Annotated in this window: 10 protein-coding genes; 7 read left to right on the forward strand and 3 right to left on the reverse strand. The window is 71.2% G+C overall.

The window, feature by feature from the left end; translation table 11 throughout:
* Positions 1-9 precede the first annotated feature (9 nt).
* Entirely contained in the window at positions 10-999 is a 990-nt protein-coding gene (gene holA, locus QFZ58_RS24745) for a DNA polymerase III subunit delta (protein ID WP_307127086.1), read from the forward strand.
* A 431-nt stretch (positions 1,000-1,430) separates the two neighbouring features.
* Here the strand turns inward: holA and rpsT are convergent, their stop codons facing one another.
* Complete coding sequence (gene rpsT, locus QFZ58_RS24750; protein ID WP_014156344.1) at positions 1,431-1,697, reverse strand: 30S ribosomal protein S20; 267 nt, start codon at positions 1,695-1,697, stop codon at positions 1,431-1,433.
* A 215-nt stretch (positions 1,698-1,912) separates the two neighbouring features.
* Here rpsT and lepA point away from each other — a divergent pair, with 215 nt between their 5' ends.
* From lepA to hemW, 4 genes are all read left to right on the forward strand, one after another.
* Positions 1,913-3,787: a translation elongation factor 4 gene (gene lepA / locus QFZ58_RS24755; RefSeq protein WP_307127087.1), complete on the forward strand. Its 1,875-nt coding sequence runs from the start codon at positions 1,913-1,915 to the stop codon at positions 3,785-3,787.
* 366 nt (positions 3,788-4,153) lie between these two features.
* Complete coding sequence (locus QFZ58_RS24760; protein WP_307127088.1) at positions 4,154-6,043, forward strand: long-chain fatty acid--CoA ligase; 1,890 nt, start codon at positions 4,154-4,156, stop codon at positions 6,041-6,043.
* 263 nt (positions 6,044-6,306) lie between these two features.
* Positions 6,307-8,244: an ATP-binding SpoIIE family protein phosphatase gene (locus QFZ58_RS24765; RefSeq protein ID WP_307127089.1), complete on the forward strand. Its 1,938-nt coding sequence runs from the start codon at positions 6,307-6,309 to the stop codon at positions 8,242-8,244.
* A gap of 47 nt (positions 8,245-8,291) precedes the next feature.
* Entirely contained in the window at positions 8,292-9,524 is a 1,233-nt protein-coding gene (gene hemW / locus QFZ58_RS24770) for a radical SAM family heme chaperone HemW (RefSeq protein ID WP_307127090.1), read from the forward strand.
* A gap of 206 nt (positions 9,525-9,730) precedes the next feature.
* Here the strand turns inward: hemW and QFZ58_RS24775 are convergent, their stop codons facing one another.
* Both QFZ58_RS24775 and QFZ58_RS24780 read right to left on the reverse strand, forming a co-directional pair.
* Positions 9,731-10,549 (reverse strand): DUF3097 domain-containing protein, encoded by an 819-nt coding sequence (locus QFZ58_RS24775; RefSeq protein WP_307127091.1) that lies wholly within the window; start codon positions 10,547-10,549, stop codon positions 9,731-9,733.
* A 66-nt stretch (positions 10,550-10,615) separates the two neighbouring features.
* Complete coding sequence (locus QFZ58_RS24780; protein WP_307127092.1) at positions 10,616-11,338, reverse strand: MBL fold metallo-hydrolase; 723 nt, start codon at positions 11,336-11,338, stop codon at positions 10,616-10,618.
* 165 nt (positions 11,339-11,503) lie between these two features.
* On the opposite strand from QFZ58_RS24780, the gene hrcA reads away from it, so the two are divergent.
* Both hrcA and dnaJ read left to right on the forward strand, forming a co-directional pair.
* Complete coding sequence (hrcA, locus tag QFZ58_RS24785; protein WP_307127093.1) at positions 11,504-12,520, forward strand: heat-inducible transcriptional repressor HrcA; 1,017 nt, start codon at positions 11,504-11,506, stop codon at positions 12,518-12,520.
* Positions 12,521-13,660, forward strand: a complete 1,140-nt coding sequence (dnaJ, locus tag QFZ58_RS24790; RefSeq protein ID WP_307127094.1) for a molecular chaperone DnaJ — start codon at positions 12,521-12,523, stop codon at positions 13,658-13,660.
* Positions 13,661-13,860 lie beyond the last annotated feature (200 nt).

A 13,860-nucleotide genomic window follows, 5' to 3' on the forward strand; every position in this document is an offset into this window, starting at 1 on the left:
TGGAGCGCGATGGCCACCAGAAGTAGATCCTCCGACGACCCGCTCGCCCCCGTCACGCTCGCCGTGGGCCAGGAAGACCTGCTCCTGGACCGTGCCGTGCAGCACGTGGTGGCCGCGGCCCGCGCCTCCGACGCCGACACGGACGTCCGCGACCTCGCCTCCGACCAGCTGCAACCGGGCACGCTCGCCGAGCTGACCAGCCCGTCGCTCTTCGCCGAGCGCAAGGTGGTGATCGTGCGCAACGCCCAGGACCTCTCCGCCGACACCGTCAAGGACGTCAAGGCGTACCTGGGCGCACCCGCCGAGGAGATCACTCTCGTGCTCCTGCACGCGGGCGGGGCCAAGGGCAAGGGCCTGCTGGACGCGGTGCGCAAGGCGGGGGCGCGCGAGGTCGCCTGCCCGAAGACGACCAAGCCGGCCGAGCGGCTCTCCTTCGTGCGGTCGGAGTTCCGGACTCTCGGGCGCTCGGCGACCCCCGAGGCGTGCCAGGCGCTCGTTGACTCCATCGGCAGCGATCTGCGGGAGCTGGCCAGCGCCGTCTCGCAGCTGACGGCGGACGTCGAGGGCACCATCGACGAGGCCGTCGTCGGCCGCTACTACACGGGTCGCGCGGAGGCCTCCTCGTTCACCGTCGCAGACCGTGCGGTCGAGGGGAGGGCGGCGGATGCCCTGGAGGCGCTGCGCTGGTCCCTGTCGACAGGAGTCGCGCCCGTCCTGATCACCAGCGCGCTCGCCCAGGGGGTCCGGGCCATCGGCAAGCTGTCGTCCGCCCGGGGTGGACGGCCCGCCGACCTCGCCCGCGAGCTGGGCATGCCGCCCTGGAAGATCGACCGGGTGCGCCAGCAGATGCGCGGATGGACCCCGGACGGAGTCGCGGCCGCGCTGCAGGCGGTCGCGGCGGCCGACGCAGGGGTCAAGGGCGGCGGGGACGACCCGGAGTACGCACTGGAGAAGGCTGTGGTCGCCGTCGCCCGCGCGGCACGTTCCGGCGGCCGCTGAGCGGCCCGCCCTGCGGGCTGGGCGATCAGCCCCTGCGGGTCGAGCGATCCGCCCCGCCTGCTGGGCGGTCCGCCCCCTGCCGGTCGAGCCACCCGCCCGCCGGTCGAGCCGCCCGCCCGCCACGTCGGTGGGCCCGGTGCGGGGAGGGCATCGCCCTCGGGGACGGGACCGGGCCACGCCTTCGTGCAGGCCCGGAAACACGGCCTGGGTACACACGGCCAGGGTCCGGGAACACACGCGGCCCGGGAACACGCACCCGGACAGAGCGAAGGCCCCGGCGGCGTCCTGGGGAGGACGTGGCCGGGGCCTTCGCTTCACGCTTGGTGCGCCGCACCCGCGTGGCGAACGCAGGTTCGGTGTGCGGCGCGGGGTGCCGGTCAGGAGCGGGAGAGAGGGCCCGCTGTGTCCGTCCCGGCGATCACATCAGTAGTTCAGCCCTGGAGGGCGGCAACCTTGAGCGCCAGCGCCGACTTCTTGTTGGCGGCGGCGTTCTTGTGGATGACACCCTTCGAGACAGCCTTGTCGAGCTGGCGGGAGGCGTCACGGACGGCCACAGTGGCCTTCTCGACGTCACCGGCAGCGGCAGCCTCACGGGCCTTGCGGATCGAGGTCTTGAGCGAGGACTTGACGGCCTTGTTGCGCAGGCGCGCCTTCTCGTTCGTCTTGTTCCGCTTGATCTGGGACTTGATGTTCGCCACGAAAGAGCCTTTTCAGGTTCGTTGGATCTTCTATGTGCGCCCCGCCGCTTCTTCAGGCCACGAGGCACAGCTGCCCACGGTAGCAGTCACCCTCGGACCGGCCCAAACCGGTCCCGGGCCCGCAGGCGTGGGACCATGGAGGCTACGTATCGATCCGTCCGACCCGACATCGACCCGAGACACGGCGTCCGGCGTCTCAAGAATCAGGACCCTGCGTGCCCGCGACTCCTACCAACGTGCCCGAGCCGAGCCGTACCGACCCGGCGCTGATCCGCAATTTCTGCATCATCGCGCACATCGACCACGGCAAGTCGACTCTTGCCGACCGGATGCTCCAGCTGACGGGAGTGGTCGACCAGCGGCAGATGCGCGCCCAGTACCTCGACCGGATGGACATCGAGCGCGAGCGCGGCATCACCATCAAGTCCCAGGCGGTCCGTCTGCCGTGGGCGCCCACGGAGGGTGAGGACAAGGGCGCGACCCACATCCTCAACATGATCGACACCCCGGGCCACGTGGACTTCACCTACGAGGTCTCCCGGTCCCTGGCCGCATGCGAGGGCACCGTCCTCCTGGTCGACGCGGCCCAGGGCATCGAGGCGCAGACGCTGGCGAACCTCTACCTGGCGATGGAGAACGACCTCACCATCGTCCCGGTGCTCAACAAGATCGACCTGCCCGCCGCGCAGCCCGAGAAGTTCTCCGAGGAGCTGGCGAACCTCATCGGCTGCCAGCCGGAGGACGTGCTCAAGGTCTCGGCGAAGACGGGTGTCGGCGTGGACGCCCTGCTCAACCGGGTGGTCAGGGACGTCCCGGCCCCCATCGGAGTGGCGGACGCGGCGGCCCGCGCGATGATCTTCGACTCGGTCTACGACCCGTACCGCGGTGTCGTCACCTACGTCAGGGTCGTCGACGGCCAGCTCAACAAGCGCGAGCGCATCAAGATGATGTCGACGGGCGCCACCCACGAGCTGCTGGAGATCGGTGTCTCCTCCCCGGAGATGACGCCGGCCGACGGCATCGGCGTGGGCGAGGTCGGCTACATCATCACCGGGGTGAAGGACGTCCGGCAGTCCAAGGTCGGTGACACCATCACCTCCCTGAACAAGGGAGCGACCGAGGCGCTGGGCGGCTACAAGGACCCCAAGCCGATGGTGTTCTCGGGCCTGTACCCGCTGGACGGCTCGGACTACCCGGACCTGCGCGAGGCACTGGACAAGCTGCAGCTCAACGACGCCGCCCTGGTGTACGAACCGGAGACGTCGGCCGCACTCGGCTTCGGCTTCCGCGTCGGCTTCCTCGGCCTGCTGCACCTCGACGTGATCCGCGAGCGGCTCGAGCGCGAGTTCGGCCTGGAGCTCATCGCCACCGCTCCCAACGTGGTCTATCGCGTGGAGATGGAGGACGGCTCGGAGCACATCGTCACCAACCCGAGCGAGTTCCCCGAGGGCAAGATCGACAAGGTCCACGAGCCGGTCGTCCGGGCGACGGTCCTCGCGCCCAGCGAGTTCATCGGCGCGATCATGGAGCTCTGCCAGAACCGGCGGGGCACCCTGCTCGGCATGGACTACCTCTCCGAGGACCGGGTGGAGATCCGCTACACCCTGCCGCTCGCCGAGATCGTGTTCGACTTCTTCGACCAGCTGAAGTCGAAGACGCGCGGCTACGCATCGCTCGACTACGAGCCCACGGGTGAGCAGTCGGCCCAGCTCGTCAAGGTCGACATCCTTCTGCACGGCGACAAGGTCGACGCCTTCTCCGCAGTCACGCACAAGGACAAGGCGTACGCCTACGGCGTCCGGCTCGTCGCCAAGCTCCAGAAGCTCATCCCCCGGCAGAACTTCGAGGTGCCGATCCAGGCGGCCATCGGCTCCCGGGTCATCGCCCGTGAGACCGTCCGCGCCATCCGCAAGGACGTCCTCGCCAAGTGCTACGGCGGTGACATCTCCCGTAAGCGGAAGCTGCTGGAGAAGCAGAAGGAGGGCAAGAAGCGGATGAAGATGGTCGGCAACGTCGAGGTGCCCCAGGACGCGTTCATCTCCGTCCTGTCGACCGACGAGTCGGCCGGTGAGGGCAAGGGCAAGAAGTAGCCCGCGACCGCGCGATCGGGTGACCCCGTACGTGCGCGAGCGGGTGACCCGGTAACCGTGCGAGCGGGTGACGCGGCACCGGCGCGGGGGGACAACCCGCACGTGAAGCCGTCACTCCCGCCACTCGCCACCCCCGAGGAGCTCGGTGGGCCCCCGCGTCGCAGAGCTCTGCGGCGCGGGGGCTCGTTCGTTATGAAGCGGCGGCCTGTTGCCCCTTACGCCGCGGTCCCGTGCGCTCTACTCTGATCACCACCCGTTAGTTACTCGCCAGTTAAACAAGCAGGTCGAGCGGGAACGAGAAGCAGGAAACCCAAGCAGCAGCAATTAGCGACCGGCCATAGCAATGCCGCAGGCCCGGAGGACGTCGTGAGCGACAATCTGACCTTGATCGACAATCGGCCGCCCTCCGTGGCGACTCTCTTCATCGACCGCGTGGCGGCCACCCCGGACGGGGAGGCGTACCGCTACCCGGTGCCGTCCCCGTCGGGGCAGGGGCCGGACGAGTGGAAGTCGCTGACCTGGGCCCAGGCCGCCGAGAGGGTCTACTCGGTCGCCGCCGGTCTGATCGCTCTGGGCGTCGGGCCGGAGGAGCGGGTCGCGCTCGCCTCCTCCACCCGGGTCGAATGGATCCTGGCCGACCTCGGGGTGATGTGCGCCGGTGCCGCGACCACGACGATCTACCCCTCCACGAACGCCGAGGAGTCGGCCTTCATCCTGGCCGACTCCGACAGCCGCGTGCTGATCGCCGAGGACGCCGCCCAGCTGGCGAAGGCCCGGGAGAGCCGTGCCGGACTGCCCGGCCTGGCCCATGTCGTCGTCATCGACCCTGCCGGGGCCGAGCCCGCGGAGGATGACCCGGAGGGCTGGATCCTCACCCTTGCCGAACTGGAGGCCCGGGGGAGCGAGTACCTGGCGAAGAACCCGGACGCGGTCACCGAGCGGGTCGCCGCCATCACCGCGGACCAGCTGGCGACCATCATCTACACCTCGGGCACCACCGGCCGCCCCAAGGGCGTCCGGCTGCCGCACGACAACTGGTCGTACATGGCCAAGGCGACCGTGGCCACCGGGATGATCAACGCGGACGACACCCAGTACCTTTGGCTGCCGCTCGCCCACGTCTTCGGCAAGGTCCTCACGTCCGGCCAGATCGAGGTCGGCCACGTCACGGCGGTCGACGGCCGAGTCGACAAGATCATCGAGAACCTCACGGTGGTCCAGCCGACCTACATGGCGGCCGTTCCCCGCATCTTCGAGAAGGTCTACAACGGGGTGGCGGCCAAGGCGCGGGCCGGCGGCGGCGCCAAGTACAAGATCTTCCAGTGGGCGGCAGGCGTCGCCCGGGAGTACGCGGCGGTGTCGCAGGACAACTTCCGCCGGACCGGCAAGGCCTCCGTGCCGTTCGGGCTCAATGCCAAGCACAAGGTCGCCGACGCACTCGTCTTCGCGAAGATCCGTGAGGCGTTCGGAGGCCGGCTGCGCGCCTGCATCTCCGGTTCCGCCGCACTCGCACCCGACATCGGCCTCTTCTTCGCCGGCGCGGGGATCCACATCCTGGAGGGCTACGGCCTCACCGAGTCCAGCGCCGCCTCGTTCGTCAACCGGGGCGAGGCCTACCGCACCGGGACGGTGGGCAAGCCGCTCCCCGGCACGGAGGTCCGGATCGCGGACGACGGCGAGATCCTGCTGCGCGGCCCCGGCGTCATGGAGGGCTACCACCGGCTGCCGGACAAGACCGCCGAGGTGCTGGAGTCCGACGGCTGGTTCCACACCGGTGACATCGGCGAGCTTTCCCAGGACGGCTACCTGCGGATCACCGACCGGAAGAAGGACCTGATCAAGACGTCCGGCGGCAAGTACATCGCTCCGGCCGAGGTCGAGGGCCAGTTCAAGGCCGTGTGCCCGTACGTCTCCAACATCCTCGTGCACGGCGCGGACCGTAACTTCTGCACCGCCCTCATCGCGCTCGACGAGCCGACGATCCTCGGCTGGGCGCAGGAGAACGGCCTGGGCGGCAAGCCGTACGCGGACGTGGTGGCGTCGCCGCAGGCGGTGGAGCTCGTCGAGGGATACGTGAAGCAGCTCAACGAGGGTCTGCAGCGCTGGCAGACCATCAAGAAGTTCCGGCTGCTCCCTCGCGACCTCGACATCGAGCACGGCGAACTGACCCCCAGCCTCAAGCTGAAGCGGCCGGTCGTCGAGCGCGAGTACCAAAACCTGATCGACGACATGTACGCGGGCTCCCGCGAGGCGTGAGCCGACGGCCAGGGGTCTCGGGTCCCGGACGGGACCTCGGGTCCCGAGCCGGGGCCTGACGCCCCGAGCCGGGGAGCGGGCGGAGAAGAGCAGGTGGCGGGCGGGGCCGGTGGGTGCGCAAGCGCCGCCGGCCCCGCCCGCCACCCGGCTCGTTTCTTTTCGACTGTGCCCACTTCAGTCACTCGGTGCTTATGGACGCGTTCCTTCTGTCACTCTGTCGTAGACGTCAGCGGCGTTTCGCGAGAACTGTCAGGAGCCGCACCGTGGGGCCCATTCCCTTGCAGCGGGACATCGTTCACCGTCCCGGATCCGTCGTCGCCGGTCAGGGCGACGACCCGCGTCTGGTCACGCGTACGAGCCTGCCCGGAATCCCGCTGGCCCCCTCCGCGGGCCGGCGGTTCGTCCGTGCGGCACTCGCCGACTGGACCGCGCTCGGCCTGCCTTCCACCGGCGGGTTCAGTGACCGGCTCGCCGACGACGCGGTGACCGTCGCCAACGAACTGGTGACCAACGCCGTCGTACACGCCGGTACGACGGTCGAGCTGCTCCTGAGGCTGGAGGACGCGGCAGGGCAGGAACCCGCCGCGCTGGTGCTGGAGATCACCGACCACCACCCCGCCCGTTCGGTGCGCGACGGTCGGGCCGAGCGGCCGGATCCCGCCGAGTACGGCCGGGGCCTCCAGCTCGTCGCCACCCTCGCCGAGTCGTGGGGCATCACCTACCGCGCCGGCCTCAAGACCGTCTGGGCCCGCCTCCCCGCCGACGACTGGGAGGGCCTGCCCGAGCCGTCGCCGAGCGAGGAGGCCGCCCGCCGGCGTGGTCTGCGTGCCGCCGAGATCCTCGCCCCTGCGGCCCGGCGTGCCGACCGCGACGACGCGGGCTGGGCCGGCGGCGGGGCGCTCTCCTTCCTGGCCGAGGCCTCCGACCTGCTCGCGGGCCAGCTCGACGAGGACCTCGTGGCGTCGATAGCGGGCCAGCTCCTCGTGCCCCGGCTGGCGGACTGGTGTGCGATCTGGCTGGAGAGCGACGGTGCCGGCCCTGCCGCCGCACCACGGCTGGCAGGGGTCTGGCACAGCGACGAGGCGGGGAGGGAGCAGCTGCGCCCGGCTCTGGAGAAGGAACCGCTCCGCTTACCCGGCAGTGTCGGCACCGCCCCCGTTCCCGTGCCGTGGCCCGGCGACGCCACGCCGGAGCGCGGGAGCGGCACCGGCGCCGCGCTCGCCCACCGCATCACCTCGGGCGGCCGCACGCTCGGCGCCGTACTCGTGGGCCGCGAGGACGTCGCCCAGATCCCCGAAGAAGTGGCCGCCCTCATCGCGGACTTCGTGCGCCGCGTCGGCCTCGCCGTGGGCGCCGCCCGCGCGTACACCCGCCAGGCCACCATCAGCCGCATCCTCCAGCGCGGACTGCTGCCCAGCAAGGTGGCCGAGATACCCGGGGTCACCAGCGCACTGGTGTACGAACCCGGTGACGACGGTGTGGTCGGCGGCGACTTCTACGACCTCTTCCCGTGCCCCGGCGGCCGCTGGTGCTTCGTGCTCGGCGACGTCCAGGGAAGCGGTCCCGAGGCCGCCGTCGTGACCGGGCTCGCCCGGCCGTGGCTGCGCCTGCTGTCCCGCGAGGGCTTCCGCGTCGGTGAGGTGCTCGACCGGCTCAACCGGCTCCTCCTGGACGACGCGATGGAGGCCGCCGAGGCCGCCGCGCTGATGGTCGCGGCGGCGGGCGGGCAGCAGATCCAGGACGGCCTGCGGATGCAGGACGGCCTGCAGACCCCGGACGGCTCCCAGTCCCGCTTCCTGTCCCTGCTCTACGGTGACATCGTCCCGCTCCCGGACGGCGGTGTGCGCTGCACCGTGGCGAGCGCCGGCCATCCGCTCCCGCTGCTGCTGCGACCCGACGGCTCCGTGCGCACGGCCGCCGAGTCGCAGGTGCTGCTCGGGGTCGTCGAGGACGTGGCGTACGAGAGCCAGAGCTTCGACCTGGCCCCGGGCGACAGCCTTCTCTGCGTCACCGACGGGGTGACGGAGCGGCGCTCCGGACGGCTGATGTTCGACGACGGCGACGGCCTCGCGCGGGTGCTGGCCGACTGCGCCGGGCTGTCCGCCGACGGGATCGCCGACCGGATCAAGCGGGCCGTCCACGCCTTCGCCGAGCGCCCGCCCGACGACGACCTGGCGCTGCTCGTGCTCCAGGTCGACTGAACGGAGCGTGGACCGGGGAACTCCGCGGGCGAGTGACAATGGACGGTATGCCTTCCGTACTGCCCGATGGTGAGCCCGTGCCCGACGACGGGGCACTGCCCCGCCATGCCCTGGAAGGCGCCGCCGGCCGGCCGCTCGGCTTCTACCTGCACGTGCCCTACTGCGCCACCCGCTGCGGCTACTGCGACTTCAACACGTACACCGCGACGGAGCTGCGCGGTTCCGGCGGCGCCCTGGCCTCACGGGACAACTACGCGGCCCACCTGGTCGAGGAGGTCCGTCAGGCCCGAAAGGTGCTCGGCGACGACCCGCGGCCGGTCCGTACCGTCTTCGTCGGCGGCGGTACGCCCACCCTGCTCCCCGCCGCCGACCTCGTCCGGATGCTCGCCGCGATCCGGGAGGAGTTCGGGCTCGCGGACGACGCCGAGATCACCACGGAGGCCAATCCCGAGTCCGTCGATCCGGCATATCTGTCGGCGCTGCGCGACGGTGGCTTCAACCGTGTCTCCTTCGGCATGCAGAGCGCCCGGCAGCACGTCCTGAAGGTCCTGGACCGCACCCACACGCCGGGCAGGCCCGAGGCCTGCGTCGCCGAGGCGCGCGCGGCCGGCTTCGAGCACGTCAACCTCGATCTGATCTACGGCACCCCGGGGGAGTCCGACGACGACTGGCGGGCCTCCCTGGACGCGGCGATCGGGGCCGGTCCGGACCACGTCTCGGCCTACGCGCTGATCGTCGAGGAAGGCACCCAGCTCGCCCGGCGCATCCGGCGCGGCGAGGTGCCGATGACGGACGACGACGTCCACGCCGACCGCTACCTGATCGCCGACGAGGCGATGGCGGCCGCAGGTTTCTCCTGGTACGAGGTGTCGAACTGGTCCCGTACGCCCGAGGGCCGCTGCCTGCACAACGAGCTGTACTGGCGCGGCGCCGACTGGTGGGGCGCCGGGCCGGGGGCGCACAGCCACGTCGGCGGCGTGCGCTGGTGGAACGTGAAGCACCCCGGGGCGTACGCGCAGGCTCTGGCCGAAGGGCGTTCGCCCGGGGCCGGTCGGGAGATCCTCGGCGAGGAGGACCGCCGGGTCGAGCGCATCCTGCTGGAGCTGCGCCTCGTCGAGGGGTGCCCCCTGTCGCTGCTGGCGCCCGCCGGGCTCGCGGCGGCCGGCCGGGCCGTGACGGACGGGCTGCTGGAGCCCGGCCCGTACGGCGAGGGTCGCGCGGTCCTCACCCTGCGCGGGCGGCTGCTCGCCGACGCCGTGGTGCGGGACCTGGTGGACTGAGGCCCGCACCAGCTCCCGGGCGGACCCGGGCCGCACCGGCTCCCCGGCGGACCCGGGCCGTACCGGACCCAGGCAGCACCGGGCCCGGTTCCGGGTGCCGGCCCCGCCCGGCGGGCGGGCCCGGCGCTGCCCCCGGCGCGTAGCCCCTGCGGCCCCCGGCGCGTAGCCCCTGCGGCCCTCGGCGCGCAGGCCCTCCGCCCTGGCGTTCAGGCCGGAAGGGTGACGAAGTCGATCAGCTCCTCGACGCGGCCGAGCAACTGCGGTTCCAGGTCCTTGTAGGAACCGACCCGGGACAGGATGTGCTGCCACGCCGCACCCGTGTTCTCCGGCCAACCCAGCGCACGGCACACCCCCGTCTTCCAGTCCTCGCCGCGCGGCACCACCGGCCAGCCCGCGATGCCCACGGACGACGGTTTCACCGCCTCCCAGACGTCGATGTACGGGTGTCCCACGACCAGCACGTTCCCGTCCGTGACCTGGGCGGCGATACGCGACTCCTTCGACCCGGGCACCAGGTGGTCGACCAGCACCCCCAGACGGGCGTCCGGGCCCGGCCCGAACTCGCGGACGATCGCGGGCAGGTCGTCGATGCCCTCCAGGTACTCCACGACCACGCCCTCGATGCGCAGGTCGTCGCCCCAGACCCGCTCGACCAGCTCGGCGTCGTGGCGGCCCTCCACGTAGATGCGGCCCGCCCGCGCCACACGGGCCCGTGCCCCCGGGACGGCCAGCGAACCGGAGGCCGTACGGGCCGGACGGGCGGGTCCCCCGGCCGAGGGCCGTACGAGGGTGACCACCCTGCCCTCCAGCAGGAAACCGCGAGGCTCCATCGGGAACACCCGGTGCTTGCCGAACCGGTCCTCCAGCGTGACCGTGGGCCCCTGGGCCGTCTTCTCGCACCGGATCACCGCTCCGCAGAAGCCGGTGGAGACCTCCTCCACGACCAGATCGGGCTCGGCGGGTACCTCGGGAACGGTGGCGGACCTCTTCCACGGCGGGGTCAGATCCGGCTGATAGCTGCGCATGGCACGACGATAAACGGCACGCCGGCGCAGGAGACGTGTTCACGGCAGGACGGGCAGGGAGCCCCCTCACGACACGCCGAACCGGCGGGCCAGCCCGTCGCGCTGCGCCCGGACGAACGCGGCGTCCACGACCGCCCCGTGCCCCGGCACGTACAGCGCGTCCTCGCCGCCCAGCTCCAGCAACCGGTCCAGGGCGGCCGGCCAGTGTGTGGTGACGGCGTCCGGGCCCGCCTGCGGCTCGCCGGACTCCTCGACCAGATCCCCGCAGAGCACCACGACGGGTGAGCCCGGCACCAGCACCGCCAGGTCGTGGCCGCTGTGCCCCGGGCCCACGTTCGCCAGCAGTACCTGCAGGCCGTCGCCCAGATCCAGGGTCCACTCACCGCTCACCTGATGCCGCGGCGGTACCAGCACGTCCGTCGCGGTGACGGCGTCGTGCTCGCTCAGCCCGTGACGCACCGCGTCCTCGCGCAGTTCCCCGGCGCCGTGCCTGAGCAGTTCTGCCGTGCCGACCGCGCCGTAGACCTCCGCCCCGGCGAAGGCGGCGGTGCCCAGTACGTGATCGAAGTGCGGGTGGCTGAGTGCGATATGCGTCACCCTGCGGCCGAGGAGGCCCTGCACCTGGGTCCGCAGTTCGACCCCCTCCCGGAGCGACGAGCCGGTGTCGTGGAGCAGCACGGCGTCCGCTCCGACCACCAGGGAGACCGTCGCGTCCCAGACAGGAAGGCGCCGGCGCCCCGTGCCGTTGCCCAACCGCTCCCAGCCGAACTCTTCCCAAGAGACGTCCATACGGCGACGCTATCGGCAACGACCTGCGCAGTCCCGCGACGGCATGGCCGGTCGCCCTTGCCCAGGTACCACTCCGCCCCCGTACACTGGCCGGGGGAATTGCTGGCACTCGAAAGCGCAGAGTGCCAGGCAGACACCGGAGAACCACAGCTGGAGGTGTGCGCGGTGCTCAGTGAACGCAGACTCGAAGTGCTGCGCGCCATCGTCCAGGACTATGTCGGCACCGAGGAGCCGGTCGGCTCCAAGGCGCTCACCGAGCGGCACAGCCTGGGAGTCTCCCCGGCCACTGTCCGCAACGACATGGCAGTACTGGAGGACGAGGGCTTCATCGCCCAGCCGCACACCAGTGCGGGGCGCATCCCCACGGACAAGGGCTACCGTCTTTTCGTCGACAAGCTCGCGGGCGTCAAGCCCCTGTCGTCGCCGGAACGCCGGGCCATCCAGAATTTCCTCGACGGCGCGGTCGACCTCGACGACGTCGTGGGCCGCACGGTCAGGCTGCTCGCGCAGCTGACCCGGCAGGTCGCCGTCGTGCAGTACCCCTCGCTGACCCGCTCGACGGTGCGGCACGTGGAGCTGCTGTCACTGGCCCCGGCCAGGCTGATGCTCGTACTGATCACGGACACGGGCCGTGTCGAACAGCGTATGATCGACTGCCCTGCACCGTTCGGTGACACCTCCCTGGCCGACCTGCGGGCCCGGCTCAACAGCCGGGTCGTGGGACGCCGCTTCGCGGATGTCCCGCGTCTGGTGCAGGACCTGCCGGAGTCCTTCGAGAGCGAGGACCGGGGAACCGTGTCCACGGTGCTCTCCGTCCTTCTCGAGACTCTGGTCGAAGAGACGGAGGAGCGGCTCATCATCGGCGGCACCTCCAACCTCACCCGCTTCGGGCACGACTTCCCTGTGATGATCCGGCCGGTGCTGGAGGCACTGGAGGAGCAGGTCGTGCTGCTGAAGCTGCTCGGTGAGGCGACGGACTCAGGCATGACCGTACGGATCGGGCACGAGAACGCCCACGAAGGCCTCAACTCCACATCCGTCGTCGCGGTCGGCTACGGTTCGGGCGACGAGGCAGTCGCCAAACTCGGCGTGGTCGGACCGACCCGCATGGACTACCCCGGAACGATGGGAGCGGTACGCGCAGTGGCACGTTACGTCGGACAGATCCTGGCGGAGTCGTAAGTGGCCACGGACTACTACGCCGTACTCGGCGTGCGCCGCGACGCATCTCAGGACGAGATCAAGAAGGCATTCCGCAGGCTCGCCCGCGAGCTGCACCCGGATGTCAACCCGGATCCGAAGACCCAGGAGCGGTTCAAGGAGATCAACGCCGCTTACGAGGTGCTGTCGGACCCGCAGAAGAAGCAGGTCTACGACCTCGGCGGCGACCCGCTGTCCGCCTCGGGCGGCGGCGGTGGCGCGGGCGGTTTCGGGGCCGGCGGCTTCGGCAACTTCAGCGACATCATGGACGCGTTCTTCGGCAACGCCACGCAGCGCGGACCGCGTTCGCGGACCAGGCGCGGCCAGGACGCCATGATCCGGCTGGAGATCGACCTCAACGAGGCGGCCTTCGGCACGACCAAGGACATCCAGGTCGACACGGCGGTCGTCTGCACGACCTGCAGTGGCGAGGGCGCCGCTCCCGGCACCTCCGCGCAGACCTGTGACATGTGCCGCGGCCGTGGCGAGGTCTCCCAGGTCACCCGGTCCTTCCTCGGCCAGGTCATGACCTCGCGGCCCTGCCCGCAGTGCCAGGGCTTCGGTACGGTCGTGCCGACCCCGTGCCCCGAGTGCGCCGGCGACGGCCGCATCCGTTCGCGGCGCACCCTCACCGTGAAGATTCCCGCGGGCGTCGACAACGGCACGCGTATCCAGCTCGCGGGCGAGGGCGAGGTCGGCCCCGGCGGCGGCCCTGCCGGTGACCTGTACGTCGAGATCCACGAGCTGTCGCACGCGGTGTTCCAGCGGCGCGGCGACGATCTGCACTGCACGGTCACCATCCCCATGACGGCTGCGGCACTCGGCACCCAGGTGCCGCTGGAGACGCTGGACGGCCTGGAGGAGATCGACATCCGGCCGGGCACCCAGTCCGGCCAGTCGGTCCCGCTGCACGGGCGCGGCATCACGCATCTGCGAGGCGGCGGGCGCGGGGACCTCATCGTGCACGTCGAGGTCACCACTCCGATGAAGATGGACCCCGAACAGGAGCACCTCCTGCGGGAGCTGGCGAAGCTGCGCGGTGAGGAGCGCCCCACCGGCCAGTTCCAGCCAGGGCAGCAAGGCCTTTTCTCCCGGTTGAAGGACGCTTTCAACGGCCGCTGACACCGGACGCCGGACAGGGCGGTGCAGACCGCCGCCCGATGCCGGGAGGCAGCTGAAGCGCCCGCCCGCACCGCACCACCGCACCGCCCGCCGGTCCCGTACCGGCGGGCGGTGCCGCGTGCGGGAGGTCCCGCCTGCCGGCGGACCGGCCGGCTGGCGAGGGAGGCCGGGGCTGCGTAAAACGGCTGATTCGGCACGGT

The organism is Streptomyces sp. B1I3 (genome assembly GCF_030816615.1).
Lineage (GTDB): Bacteria > Actinomycetota > Actinomycetes > Streptomycetales > Streptomycetaceae > Streptomyces.

Bases quoted from the DNA above. Each gene is read 5' to 3' on its own strand.
- holA (WP_307127086.1), top strand. From the start codon at position 10: ATGGCCACCAGAAGTAGATCCTCCGACGACCCGCTCGCCCCCGTCACG.
- hemW (WP_307127090.1), top strand. From the start codon at position 8,292: ATGCCTTCCGTACTGCCCGATGGTGAGCCCGTGCCCGACGACGGGGCA.
- QFZ58_RS24775 (WP_307127091.1), bottom strand. From the start codon at position 10,549: ATGCGCAGCTATCAGCCGGATCTGACCCCGCCGTGGAAGAGGTCCGCC.
- QFZ58_RS24780 (WP_307127092.1), bottom strand. From the start codon at position 11,338: ATGGACGTCTCTTGGGAAGAGTTCGGCTGGGAGCGGTTGGGCAACGGC.